The organism is Agromyces ramosus, assembly GCF_030817175.1.
In the GTDB taxonomy this organism is placed as follows: domain Bacteria; phylum Actinomycetota; class Actinomycetes; order Actinomycetales; family Microbacteriaceae; genus Agromyces; species Agromyces ramosus_A.
In genome coordinates, this window is record NZ_JAUSYY010000001.1 from 1,002,501 (window position 1) to 1,015,829 (window position 13,329).

At 69.7% G+C, this 13,329-nt stretch carries 9 protein-coding genes; 3 read left to right on the forward strand and 6 right to left on the reverse strand.

The genetic code is table 11. The annotated features are described in order from the left end of the window. Positions 1–2: 2 nt before the first annotated feature. Positions 3–785 (reverse strand): TetR/AcrR family transcriptional regulator, encoded by a 783-nt coding sequence (locus tag QFZ26_RS04730; protein WP_307039735.1) that lies wholly within the window; start codon positions 783–785, stop codon positions 3–5. 221 nt (positions 786–1,006) lie between these two features. Here QFZ26_RS04730 and QFZ26_RS04735 point away from each other — a divergent pair, with 221 nt between their 5' ends. Continuing rightward, positions 1,007–1,948: an ATP-binding cassette domain-containing protein gene (locus tag QFZ26_RS04735; RefSeq protein ID WP_307039738.1), complete on the forward strand. Its 942-nt coding sequence runs from the start codon at positions 1,007–1,009 to the stop codon at positions 1,946–1,948. Continuing rightward, on the forward strand, positions 1,945–2,772 hold the full coding sequence (locus tag QFZ26_RS04740; RefSeq protein WP_307039740.1) for an ABC transporter permease: 828 nt from the start codon (positions 1,945–1,947) through the stop codon (positions 2,770–2,772). Before QFZ26_RS04735 ends, QFZ26_RS04740 begins: the two co-directional genes overlap by 4 nt. Positions 2,773–2,863: 91 nt before the next feature. On the opposite strand, the gene QFZ26_RS04745 is transcribed toward QFZ26_RS04740, so the two are convergent. The 5 genes from QFZ26_RS04745 to QFZ26_RS04765 form a co-directional block, all read right to left on the reverse strand. Next, the gene (locus QFZ26_RS04745) at positions 2,864–5,011 is read right to left on the reverse strand and encodes an acyl-CoA dehydrogenase family protein (protein ID WP_307039741.1); all 2,148 of its coding nucleotides are present in this window, start codon (positions 5,009–5,011) and stop codon (positions 2,864–2,866) included. A 291-nt stretch (positions 5,012–5,302) separates the two neighbouring features. Continuing rightward, a complete protein-coding gene (locus QFZ26_RS04750; RefSeq protein ID WP_307039743.1) occupies positions 5,303–5,722 on the reverse strand; it encodes a DUF7144 family membrane protein in 420 nt (139 codons plus the stop codon). Further along, positions 5,722–6,123 (reverse strand): DUF7144 family membrane protein, encoded by a 402-nt coding sequence (locus QFZ26_RS04755; RefSeq protein WP_307039745.1) that lies wholly within the window; start codon positions 6,121–6,123, stop codon positions 5,722–5,724. Before QFZ26_RS04755 ends, QFZ26_RS04750 begins: the two co-directional genes overlap by 1 nt. 125 nt (positions 6,124–6,248) lie before the next feature. Next, complete coding sequence (gene recQ / locus QFZ26_RS04760; protein ID WP_307039747.1) at positions 6,249–8,252, reverse strand: DNA helicase RecQ; 2,004 nt, start codon at positions 8,250–8,252, stop codon at positions 6,249–6,251. Between the two features lie 172 nt (positions 8,253–8,424). Beyond that, the gene (locus QFZ26_RS04765) at positions 8,425–12,099 is read right to left on the reverse strand and encodes an ExeM/NucH family extracellular endonuclease (RefSeq protein ID WP_307039749.1); all 3,675 of its coding nucleotides are present in this window, start codon (positions 12,097–12,099) and stop codon (positions 8,425–8,427) included. A 231-nt stretch (positions 12,100–12,330) separates the two neighbouring features. Between QFZ26_RS04765 and QFZ26_RS04770 the strand changes: the two genes are divergently transcribed. Next, complete coding sequence (locus QFZ26_RS04770; RefSeq protein ID WP_307039751.1) at positions 12,331–13,314, forward strand: EamA family transporter; 984 nt, start codon at positions 12,331–12,333, stop codon at positions 13,312–13,314. Positions 13,315–13,329 lie beyond the last annotated feature (15 nt).

A 13,329-nucleotide genomic window follows, 5' to 3' on the forward strand; every position in this document is an offset into this window, starting at 1 on the left:
GGTCAGTCGGCGCGATCGGCAGCCGCGGTGGCGACGTACGCCGTGATGCCGTCGATGACGCGTTCGAGCCCGAACTCGAAGGCATCGGCGGGATTGCCCGGCGCCTGATACGCCTCGCCGGCGGCCTGGCCCACGCGGCCCGAGACGGGGTACCGCTGGCCGTCCATGATCTGCTCGAGGAGCGGGGCGTTTCGATCCCACCACTCGACGTCGGACTCCTCGGTGGAGGCTCGCAACCGCTCGGCGTCGACGTAGGCGCGCGCCGGACCCGACACGAAGCCGAGCAGGAGCGTGATGATGCGATCCATGTCGAGGTCGGCGAGCCCGAGGCCGTCGATCGCGCGCAGACACCACTCCCAGTGATCGGAGACGTTCGGCCCGAGGGGCGGCCTGCTCGTGTCGATCGAGAGCAGCCACGGATGCCGCAGGTACTCCTGCCACTGCAGGCGGGCGATGCCCGACAGCCGCTCGCGCAGCGACCCCTCGAGCGGGGGCAGCTCCACCTCGCCCGCCACCTGGTCGACCATGAGGTCGATGAGCTCGGCCTTGCCCGGCACGTAGGTGTAGACCGACATCGGCTTCAGGCCGAGCCGGTCGGCGATGCGCCGCATCGAGAGGGCGTCGACGCCCTCTTCATCGGCGAGCTGGATCGCGGCGTTCACCACTTCGTCGACGCTCGAGCGCTGCTTCGGTCCGCGGGAACCGGTCAGCTCGCCGAGCCGCGCGCGCCACAGGAGCCTGAGCGTGCGATCGGGCTCGCCGCGCCCGGTGGATTCTCCCGCCATGCGCGCTAGCCTACATTCTCCGTATGGTGTACGGTAAGCAGGAATAATTCCGTACAGAGTACGTTGAAGGAGAGCGATGACTCCCGCCACCACCCCATCCCGACCGTCCCGACCATCCCGCACACCCGGCACCGCGGCGCTCCGCGCGGCCGGCCTTCGCAAGCGCTACGGCCGCGCCGACGCGCTCGCCGGATTCGATCTCGAGATCGCACCCCGGCGCCGTGCACGGTCTCCTCGGCCCGAACGGCGCCGGCAAGACCACCGCCGTCCGCTGCCTCACCACCCTCACGGCGATCGACGACGGCAGCGCGATGATCGACGGCATCGATGTGCGCCGCCACCCGGCCGCCGTTCGCGAGCGCATCGGCCTCGTCGGCCAGTTCCACGCCGTCGACGAGGCCCTGACCGCCACGCAGAACCTCGTGCTCTTCGCTCGCCTCAGCGGACTGTCGAAGTCGAGCGCGCGGCGCCGGGCAGGTGAGCTCATCGAGGCATTCGAGCTCACGGATGCCGCCGACCGCGCTGTCTCCGGATTCTCGGGTGGCATGCGGCGGCGCCTCGACATCGCCGCGAGCCTCGTGCTCACGCCGGCCATCCTGTTCCTCGACGAGCCGACCACCGGCCTCGACCCGCGCGGGCGCGCCACCGTCTGGCAGGCCGTGCGCGAGATCGCCGCCGCCGGCACGACCGTGCTGCTCACCACCCAATACCTCGACGAGGCCGACCAGCTCGCCGACCGCATCTCGGTCATGGAGCACGGCCGTGTCATCGCCGAGGGTACCCCCGCCATGCTGAAGCGCCGGCTCGGCGGCGACCGGGTCGACGCGGTCATCGCCGATGCAGCGCAGCTCTCCGAGGCCGCACGGGTCATCGGGCGGGCGGCGCGCGCCGAGGCATCCGCCGATCACGACACCCGCACGATCACCGTCGAGGTGCCCGACGGCGCGAAGGCGCTCGCGCCGATCGTGCGCGAGCTCGATGCCGCCGGCATCAACGTCGACGACTTGGCCCTGCGGCGCCCGTCGCTCGACGAGGTGTTCCTGCACCTCACCGGGCGGGCGACAGCGGAGGCTGCAACCTCCGTCGCAACGACCGAGCCCATCGGCGCACCAACCGGCCAGACCGAACCCACGGCACCCACCGCACCACAGGAGGCACGATGACCACGCCCACGATCACCTCGACGACGAGCCTCCGCGATCGCCGGCCGAACGCCCTCCGCGAGGGATGGCTCATTGCGGGGCGCGACGCGCTGCACTGGGTGCGCGAGCCCTGGGGCATCATCTTCGGACTCGCGTTCAACATCATGCTGATCCTGCTGTTCGGCTTCCTGTTCGGCGGCGCGATCGACGTGCCCGGCGGGGGCGACTACATCGCCTACCTGCTCCCGGGCATGTTCGCGCTCACGATGCTGTTCGGACTCGAGACGACGATGACCGCGATGGCAGAGGACGCGAAGCGGGGCATCACCGACCGATTCCGTTCACTCCCCATCGCGAGCGCGTCCGTGGCCCTCGGCCGGGCGATCGCCGACCTCGCGTCGTCGGCGCTGAGCCTCGCCGTGCTGATGCTCGGCGGCCTGCTCATCGGCTGGCGCCCCACCACGGGCCCCGCCGAGATCGCGCTCGCCATCGTGCTGCTGCTCTGGCTCCGCTTCGCGATGCTCTGGCTCGGCATCTTCCTCGGCCTGCGATTCAGCGGCCCCGGGGCGACCACCGCCGTACAGGTGCTCGTGTGGCCGGTCGGGTTCCTCTCGACGGTCTTCGTCTCGGCCGAGACGATGCCCGGATGGCTCGGGGCCATCGCCGAGTGGAACCCCGTCTCCGCCACCGCGACGGCGGCGCGCGAGCTGTTCGGCAATCCCACGGGCACGACGAGTGGATGGCTCGCCGAGAACGCGGTGCTCGCGGCATCCGTCTGGCCGCTCGTGCTCACCGCGGTGTTCCTGCCGCTCGCGACCGCCGCCTATCGGCGCCTGCGGCGCTGACCGCGGCCCGGGCCACGAGGACGGACGCTGCGACGACGAAGGCCGGGCACCCCAGCAGCTGCCCGGCCTTCGTGCGCTCGGATGCGAGCGCCTACTTTTTCGACTTCTCGGGCACGGGCAGCGTGCCGGCCGCGCGCTGGGCCGCGTAGTACGCACGTGCCTCGTCTTGGCGCTGCTGCTCGGCACCCGACGCGATCTTCGCGCGAAGGTGCTCGGGAGCGTAGCCGAACGCGTCGACGAGATCCTGCGCGTGCGGGCGGAGCCGCTCGACCAGGCGGTCGATGTACGCCGACACCGCCTGTGCGCGCTGGGGCGAGAGTCGTCCGTGGATGAGGTACCAGGCGAGGTGCTTCTCAAGCAGGCCCAGACCGAAGAGGTCACGCATCCAGGTGAGCACCTGCTTCGTGCCCGGGTCGGACGTGTTCGCCAGACCGCGCGTGAACGCCTCCCACTGCAGCAGCTCGGCGTGCGCACGAGCCGCTTCGATGAGCTCGTTCTGGTTGCGGTTGAACACCGCGGCGGCTTCGGCCTTCGGCAACTTGCGAGCCTCGCGGAGGCGGCCGGCGATCTCGGCGATCATCTCCTCGACCCGGTCGGTGAGCAGCTCGCGCTGCGTGTTCTCATCGCGAAGCGAGGTCACCGACCGCGCGGTCGAGCCGAAGTCGGCGATCGTCTGGGCGACCCGACGCAGGCCCGTGCCGTGGTACGCACGGTCGGCCGTCTGCTGCACGACGTAGCGGGCCATGACGCCGGCGCCGGCCTTCGCGAACTGCTTGGAGTAGTCGGTGAGCAGGCGCTTGGCAACGAGCTGCAGCAGCACGTTGTTGTCGCCCTCGAAGGTGACGTAGATGTCGAGGTCTTGGCGGAGGCCGACCATTCGGTTCTCGGCGAGGAAGCCCGCGCCGCCGCTCGCCTCGCGTGCCTCCTGCAGCGTCTCGAGGGCGTGCCACGTCGAGAGCGGCTTCAGCGCGGCTGCCATGGTCTCGAGGTCCTGGCGGTCGTCGTCGGTGTCGCTCTCGCCCGAGAACACGGCGTCGAACTTCACGAGGAACTCGTCGTGGGCGAAGATCTGCGCGTAGGTCGTGGCGAGCTTGGGCAGCAGCCGGCGCTGGTGACGCTGGTAGTCGAGCAGCACCTCTTCGTCGGTGTCGCTGCCTGCGTTGAACTGACGGCGCTGGTTGCCGTAGGTGATCGCGATGGCGAGGGCCATCGCGGCCGCATTCGTCGCAGCGCCATCGAGAGAGACGCGGCCCTGCACGAGTGTGCCGAGCATCGTGAAGAAGCGGCGGCCGGGGCTTGCGATGGGGCTCGAGTACGTGCCGTCTTCGGCGACCGAGCCGTAGCGGTTCAGCAGGTTCGCGCGCGGCACGCGCACATTCGTGAAGTGGAGACGCCCGTTGTCGATGCCGTTCAGGCCGCCCTTCAGCCCGTCGTCTTCGCCGCCGATGCCCTTCAGGAACCCGCCCTTGGTGTTGCGGAGCGGCACGTAGAACGCGTGGACGCCGTGGTTCACGCCCTTGGTGATGAGCTGCGCGAAGACCACGGCGGCCGTGCCGTGCACCGCGGCGTTGCCGAGGTAGTCCTTCCACGCTCCGCGGAACGGGGTGTTGATGACGAACTGCTGCTTGGCCTCGTCGTAGGTCGCGGTCGTGCCGATGGCCGCGACATCCGAGCCGTGACCTGTCTCGGTCATCGCGAACGCGCCCGGCACCTTGAGCGACATGATGTCGGGGAGGAAGGTCGTGTGGTGGTACTCGGTGCCGAGGTGCAGCACCGCCGCACCGAAGAGGCCCCACTGCACGCCCGCCTTGATCTGCAGGCTCGGATCGGCGAGGACGAGCTCCTCGAACCCGGCGATGTTGCCGCCGTGGTCGTCATGACCGCCGAGCGACGACGGGAAGGCCCGGTGCACGGCGCCGTCGCCGACCAGGAGCTTGAGCTGGCCGAGCACGCGCTCGCGGTGCTCCTCCATCGACTGGCCATCGATGCGCTGCAGCTCGGGGTTCGCGGCGCGCTTGCGCGCGGCGATGCGGATGTCGGCCCAGGTGCCGAGCAGCTGGCGCCCGAGCGCAGCGATATCGACCCTCGAGCCGTTCGCTCCGGTGAGGTCGCGATCGCGGTTCGCGACGGGGGCGGGGGCGGATGCCGCGGTGCGGGTCTGCTTCGGAGTCGTCGTCTCTGCCGAACGCTCGCGCGCGTGGCTCTGCTTCGCAGTCGTGCGTGATGCCGTGTCAACCATCGTCGGTGTCTCGTCCTTCGTGTGCGGTGTGCGCGTCATTCCAACGTAAGACGCCCCACCGTCGCCCGGAAATGAGGCGTTCAGGGCCTACAAACCGGCGCGCGGCGGGTCACGAGCGTGTGTCGCTACCCTACAAACCCGGCTCGCACAACGTTGGACTGTCCACAACACGGGCGAGGCGGTCGATGGCGCGCGGACTGCCGTCTCGGGAGGTTCCTCCTCGATGGGCGCGGGCGGCGGGGGCGGGCTCGGCGGCGTCATCCGCGCGCGCCCCCCATGCGTCGCGCCGGCTCAGCGCCGGAAGAACGCGTTCGCCCGCCCGCTCCAGAGCAGCGCGATGATGACGAGGGCGAACGCGATGCCGATGTACTCCCCGATCGCGCCCGCCGGATAGGCGATCGCGAGGAACACGCCGCTGACGATCGAGAGCACCTGGAAGACGGTGACCACCACGCGTGCGGTCGGACTTCCCCGCAGCAGTCCACCCGCGATCGCGAGGACCACGACGCCGACGGCGATCGTGAAGATCGCCGAGGCGATCAGCTGGCTCGCGCCGCCGAACTGCTCGACGGTCGCAGCGACGCTCGTCTGGAAGAGCAGGATCGTGCCGCCGAGCACGTCGAGCAGACCGGAGATCCAGGTGAGCACGGCGACGAGCGTCACGCCGCCTGGGCGGGTCGCACGCATGCGCTGCTCCGGTTGCGAGGTCATCAGCTGTTGAAGAACGCGCTGGCGCGGCGCGTCCAGAGGAGGAGCAGCACGATGAGGGACACCACGATGCCCGCCCATTCGCCGACTGCCGAACCGAGATAGGCGAACGCGAGGAAGAGCGAGCCGATGATCGACAGCACCTCGACGACCGTCACGATCATGCGGGCCGCCGTGTTGCCGCGGAGCAGGCCGAACGCGACCACGACGATGACGATGCCGATGATGATCGATCCGATCGCGGCGGCCCACAACCCACCGGAGCCACCGAACGCCGCGGCGACGGATTCGTCGCCGGCTTGGAAGAGCAGGATGATGCCGCCGAGGATCTCGAGTGCTCCCGAGATCCACGCCACCACGGCCACGACCGTGACTCCGGCCGGCCGAACTGAAACTTCAGACATGAGATGCCCCCCGCATCTTCGCCGCGCCGTGCGGCGACTTCAAGGCTGATGCTAGCGGCCGGAGGGCGGATTGCGCGCGTATCTCGCGCACGAAGCATCCGAACCGGGTTCGACCCGCTCGCGGATCAGGCCGCGGCGACGACCGCGAGCAGCGCCTCACCATAGGCTTCGAGCTTCTTCGCGCCGATGCCGGTAATGCCGTCGAGGTCGGCGAGGCTCGCCGGACGCGCGACTGCGACGGCGCGCAGCGTCGCATCGCCGAACACGATGTAGGCCGGCACGCCCTGTTCGCGCGCCTCGCCGGCGCGCCAGGCGCGCAGCTGCTCGAAGAGCTCGGCCTGGACCGGCTCGAGGTCGGCCGCGACGGACGCCGCCTTCGCTCCGCGCGATCGGCCAACGCGCTCGGGTTCGGTGCGCAGCATGACGCTGCGGGCGCCCGAGAGCACGGCGGATGCCTCGTCGGTGACGGTGAGGGTGCCGTACTCGCCGTGCGTGGCGAGCAGTCCCTGCGCGAGCAGCTGGCGCACGACGCCCCGCCATTGCTGCTCGCTGAGGTCGCCGCCGATCGACCACGTGGCGAGTGCATCATGGTCGTACTGGCGGACGCGGGGCGTCTCTTTGCCGCGGAGGATGTCGATCAGGTGCCCGGCACCGAACTTCTGCCGGCGCTCGCGCTGCAGGCGCACGATCGTCGACATGAGCTTCTGCGCGGGAACGGTGCCGTCCCAGGAGGCCGGTGGCTCGAGGCACGTGTCGCAGTTGCCGCACGGTTCGCTCGGCTGCCCGAAGTAGCCGAGGAGGTTCTGCCGCCGGCACTGCACCGTCTCGCAGAGCGCGAGCATCGCGTCGAGATGCTGCGCGAGGCGACGGCGGTGCGCGAGGTCGCCGGGGCTCTCGTCGATCATGCGACGCTGTTGCACGACATCTTGCAGGCCGTACGCGAGCCACGCTGTCGCCGGCGCGCCGTCACGGCCCGCGCGGCCGGTCTCCTGGTAGTAGCCCTCGACCGACTTCGGAAGGTCGACGTGGGCGACGAACCGCACATCGGGCTTGTCGATGCCCATGCCGAACGCGATCGTCGCGACGATGACGACGCCGTCTTCGCGGAGGAACCGCTCTTGCGTGCGTCGACGGAGTCCCGCATCGAGCCCGGCGTGGTACGGCAGCGCGTTCACGCCGTTGGCAGCGAGGAATGCGGCGAGCTTCTCGGTGCTCGCGCGGGACAGCGCGTAGACGATGCCCGAGACCGGCGTACCCGCAGCGTCGACGCCCTCGCTGCGCACGAAGTCGAGGAGCTGTTTGCGCACCTCGATCTTGGGTGCGATGCGGTACTGGATGTTCGGCCGGTCGAAGCTCGACACGAAGTGCTTCGCGCCTTCGAGCGAGAGTCGCGACGTGATCTCACGGTGGGTGGCATCGGTGGCGGTCGCTGTGAGCGCGATGCGCGGCACGTCGGGCCAGCGGTCGGCGAGGTCGGAGAGCGCGAGGTAGTCGGGGCGGAAGTCATGGCCCCACTGGGCGACGCAGTGCGCCTCGTCGATGGCGAAGAGCGCCACGCGACCACCCTCGAGGAATCGCTTGACCGGCTCGGAGTTGAGGCGCTCGGGGGCGATGTAGAGCAGGTCGAGCTCGCCCGCGAGGTAGGCGCGCTCGACCGCGGCACGCTCGGTCGGCTGCTGGCTCGAGTTGAGGTACGCGGCGCGCACGCCGTTGCGCACGAGCGCATCGACCTGGTCGTGCATGAGCGCGATGAGCGGCGACACGACGACGCCCGTGCCCTCGCGAAGGAGTGAGGGGATCTGGTAGCAGAGGCTCTTGCCGCCGCCGGTGGGCATGAGCACCACGGCGTCGCCACCGCCGACGACCTGGTCGATGATCTCGGCCTGCTCACCACGGAAGCTGTCGTAGCCGAAGACCGTGTGGAGCGCCTCGGCTGCCGTGGCGAAACGCGGCGCGGCGGGGATGCCTCGGACCGGAGCTTGCGACGGCGCTGCGCCCGCCCCGACCGGTGCCGGCGCCGTCCATTCGGCGGGCGCCGGCGGTGCGAACTCGTCGTCAGGCGGCGGTGCGAACTCGTCGGGGTCCCAAGGGACCTCCTCGGTCCATTCGGGTTCGGCGCTCCAGCTCACCCGTCGAGTGTAACGAGCGCATCCGACCGCTTGCCCGGCCGACGGGATGATCGGGCGCGGTCATCCAATGGCGGGGATGTGGAGGACGGGTTGCCACGATCCATCCGGCGAGGCGCCGGCACGGCGACGAGGCCGGGCTGTCCCCTGCCCGGCCTCGTCGCGTGCCTCGGCCTCAGCCGATGTTCAGCACGAACGAACTCGTCGTTCCGGTCGAGGGAACCGTGATGTCGAACCTCGTCGGCCCCGTTGCGCCGGCCGGGACCGTGAACTCCACGGTCGCCTTGCCGATCTCGTCGACCGTCGGCGTGTAGGCCCGATCGACCGGGGAGGTGTCGAGCTGGACTCCACCGAGCGACACCACGACCGTGCCGGCGGCCGGCTCGGTGCGGCTGAAGTCGAGCGACGACAGGTTGACCGTCACGAGCTCGCCCGGCGCGTAGGTGCCGTCGCCGACGACCTGCACGCCGACAGCGCGCTGCGCGGTGTCGGGCGAGATCGTGTTCGACGGCTGCGCGGCGAAGTAGTCGACCATCGACTCGAGGTCGATCTTGCCGCTGTCGGCCTTGTTCGTGCCCGCTCCGAGGGTGAAGAAGTTGTCTCCACCCGACGCGAGGAACGAGTTCGCACCCACAAGGTAGGTTGCGGCCGGATCGATCGGGACCCCGTTGAGCAGGATCTCCGTGATGCGGTTGCCCGCGGCGCCGGCCGGGTTGTAGGTGTACTCGAGCTCCTTGTTCACGCCGAGCTTGAGGAACGGACGCGAGGCACCCGCAGGCTGCCACTGCTCTTCAAGCACCTGCTTGACCTGCGCGCCGGTGAGGTTCAGCGTCACCAGCGTGTTGGCGAACGGCTGCACGTCGGCCGCCTCACGATAGGTGACCTCACCCGACGCCAGGTCGGCTCGCAGGCCTCCGGGATTCATGAACGCGATGGCCACCTGGTTGGCCGCCGGCCGATCCTGGTTCAGCGACCAGAGTTGCACGTCGGCCACGAGGTTGCCCAGGGTCGACTCTCCGCCGCGGTTCTCAGGGAACGACGGGGCGCCGACGGGGTTCGACGCAACGGCCCGACCGAAGTCCGCCGTTGCGGTGCCGAGCACCTGGCTGCCGAGCACGTTGGCGACGGCGACCGCCTCGTCGACGATCGGCTGAACCGCCGGGTCGTTCGGGTAGAGCGGCGTCGTGCCGTCCATCAGGTTGAAGATCTCGTTCTTCATCGTGAAGGTCTTGCTGGACTTGTCGTACTGGATGTCCATGCGGGAGAACCGCTCGCCGTACTGGCCGCTCGAGATCACCGGGCGACCGTCGATCACGTGGTTGTAGGCGAGGTGGGTGTGACCCGAGACGATCGCGTCGACGTTGTCGTTGGCGCCGAGCACGATCTTGCCGAAGCGCGAAGCCGGATCGGTGGCCGACGCGATGTCGGTCGTCGCCGCACCCTCGTGCACGAGCAGCACGACGATGTCGGCCTCACCGTTCGCCTTCTTGCCGTCGCTCAGCTGGTTCGCCACGCGGTTCGCCGCCTCGGTGGGGTCGCCGATCGTCAGGTCGGCGATACCGGCCGGGCTGACCAGCGACGGAAGCTCGTCGGTGACCGCACCGATGAAGCCGATGGTCACGCCGTCGAACGTCTGCGTGAAGTACTCGGGCAGGGCCGGCGTGGTCGTGCCCTTCTCATAGACGTTCGCACCGAGGTACTCCCAGAGCGCGAGCGGCATCACCCGATCGGTGAGGTCGGCGAAGCCCTGGTCGAACTCGTGGTTGCCCACGGCGCTGACGTCGAGTCCGGCCGCGTTCAGCGCTTCGATCGTCGGCACGTCGTTCTGGATGAAGGACGTGAACGTCGACGCGCCGATCATGTCGCCCGCCGCCGCGAACACCGTGTTCGGGTTCTCGGCGCGGATCTGCTTCACCGCGCTCGAGAGCGCCGCGATGCCGCCCGACGGGGCCGACTGCTCGATGCGACCGTGGAAGTCGTTCACGGTCACGAGGTCGATGTCGACGGTGCCAGGCACCCCTTCGGTGCCGACGCCCACGACGATCGGGTCGTGGTCGCTCGAGCGGAAGGGCGTTCCGGCCTCGGCGGCAGGACCCCAGTACTCGCGACCCGACCACTCGGGCGAGTTGATCGGCCACACGGCGGCCTTCGTCACCTTGTCGGTCGCGGCCGGCGACGCGATCACGTGGTCGAGCGAGCCGAGCTCGCCGTCGAACGTGTACGTGTACTGTCCGCGGGCCTTCGTGAAGAGGAGGTCGCTCCAGCCGGCATCGGTGAACACCTTGATGGGGTCCTCCTTGGCGTAGGAGTTGAAGTCGCCGACGAGGTAGACCGAGTTCTTGCGTCCCTCGGAGAGGCCGTTCGCGAAGGTCAGGAGCGACTGCGCCTGGGCGACCCGATCCTGGTTGAACGCGTCTTGGCCGGGCTGCTGGTTCGGGTCGGGCGGCGTCTTCGACTTGAAGTGGTTCGCGACCACGGTCACGAACTGCTTGCCGAACTTGAACGTCTGGGCGATCGGCTCGCGAGCGTTGTCCCACACGGTCTCGTCGATGATGGTCTGCGCCTCGCCGGAGCGCTTCACGACCGCCGGCTTGAAGATGATCGCGTTCGTGATGAAGTCGGTGATGGCGGCGTCGTGCAGCGCGGCGGGCGTGCGCACGTAGTCCCACACCTTGGAACCGGCGGCGGAGTTCAGGCCCGCCACCAGGTCGGCGAGCGCCTCGTCGGGCGCCTCGCCGAGCTTCACCGAGTTCTCGATCTCCTGCAGCGCGACGATGTCGGCGTCGAGGCCGTTGATGGCGGCGACGATCTTCGACTTCTGGATGGCGAACTCTTCAGCGTTCTCGGCGCCGCGGGCCTGCGGGTTGTCGTCGGAGAACGTCGTGAAGTAGTTGAGCACGTTGAAGGCTGCGACGGTGATGTCGCCGCCGACGGCGGGAGCCGTCGTGGCGGGACGCGGGTTGCCGATCGTGAACGTGGGCTTCAGTGCGGCCGGGCTCGCGTCGGTGACGGGAACCGGCGGCTGCAGGCGCCAATTGCCGAAGTCGAAGCTGAGCAGGGATCCGCCGGCCGGGAAGTTCACCGCGTCGCCGTTGCGGACCACGACGTCTTTCGTGAAGTACGGCTGATCGCCGGGGTGGCCGGCGTTGTCGACGCGGATGCTGTAGCCGTCGTCGAGGATCAGCCGGGCGTTGTTGTTGGCGGTCGTGATGGAGTTCGCGGCCGTCGTGCCGGGAGCCTGCGTCTCGAATGCCTCGACGGGCATCGCGGAGCCGGCGCTGGTCCACAGCTCGCCGAAGTTCTGCAGGTTGTGGCTGGAGACGAGGCGGTAGGTACCGGTGGGCCGCACGAGCATGCCCTCGAACGCCTCACGGGCGCTGCCGAGCACGGTCGCGGGCAGTGGAGTCACGGCGGGCACGCCGACGCCGGCTTGCACGAGCTCGACGGCCCCCGCCGCGGACCCGTTGATCTGCGTCACGCCGTTGAACTCGCTCGCACGGCCGGTGACGCGCACCTTGTCGCCGATGGCGACGGCCGGGTTGCTGTTGGCGAGGAAGATGAAGATGCCGTCGGAACGGCCGGGCGTGGCATCCGTCGCACCGCCTGACCCTGCGGTCTGCAGATAGATGCCCCGATAGCCGCCGGTGCGGTGATCGCCGGTGACGATGCCCTCGACGGTGACGACCTGCGCCGACGGGATCGGCGTGGCGGCGCCGGAGCCCTGCACGTCGGCGATCGAGTGGGTGGGCTCGGCCGCGAAGGCCGGTGGAGCGGTCATGAGTCCGACCACGATGGTGCCGGCCGCGGCGACCGCCACGGCTGACAGGCGATGGATGGTGCGACGTCGCATGACTCTCCTCTGAATTCACCTTGGAGGCCACGCACTGGACGAACGTTCGGGTCGGGCTCGCAAGGGGTGCTGCACCGTAGCCTAAGAGCGACCTCCAGCACTGCCAAGAGCGATTTGCCGTTTGACACGCTGATTTCGCGCGTTCTTCACGGTTCCTGCGCAGATGAGCACCAACGGGCGATCTACCTGCGCCGATGAGCACGATCACCACCCCAGTACGCTGGGACGACCATGCTCACCGCCGTCTTCTCGCTCACCGGTGCACTGGTCTTCGGAGCTGCCGACTTCCTCGGCGGGCTCGCCGCGAAACGCGTGAGCTCGATCCTCGCGACCGCCGTCGCCGCCCTCTCGGGCCTGATCGTGCTCCTCGCCGCCTACCCGGTGCTCGGCGGCGCCTGGAGCCCTCACGACATGTGGTGGGGCGTGCTCTCGGGCCTCATCGGCGCCGTCGCGATCTCGCTGCTCTACGCGTGCCTGGCGATCGGGCCGATGAGCATCCTCTCGCCGCTCACCGCCGTGGTGTCGGCGGTGGTGCCGATGCTCTGGGGACTCCTCGTCGCGGGCGAACGCCTCGCCGTGCTGGGATACTGGGCGCTGGGCGTCGCGCTCGTCGCGGTGGTACTCGTCGGCTTCGTGCCCGAGAAGGGCGCCGTGCGGCCGAGCCCGCGCGGCGTCCTCATGGCGGTCGGTTCGGGCGTCGCGATCGGCGGCTTCTTCATCACGATCGACCAGACCTCCGACGAGAGCGGCGTCGTGCCGCTCATCCTGAACCGCGGCGTGACCGCCACGATCATGTTCACCGTGCTCGGCGTGCTCGCGCTGGCGGCCGTCGCGCGTGCCCGGGCGAGATCCCGGCAGCGCACGGGCGAGCCGACCGTCGCGATGGCCCACGGCGAGCGGATGCCGCATCCCGCTCCCGCTCCCGACACGCTCGCGATGCCCCCGGCCCCGGACCCGGACCCGCGCCGAATCTCCGACACCGCCGCCGGCGTGCGCCTCGCGATCGCGTGCGGCGTCGTCGACGTCGTGGCGAACACGCTGCTGCTCCTCGGCATCCGCGCAGGCGACCTCTCGGTGGCCGCGGTGCTCGGCGCGATGTATCCGGCGGGCACGATCCTGCTGGCGGCGCTCGTGCTGAAGGAGCGCATCGCGCCCGTGCAGTACGTGGGCCTCGTGCTCGCGCTCGCCGCGGCGGGAATGCTCGCCGTCGCCTGAGCCGTCTTCGAGCCC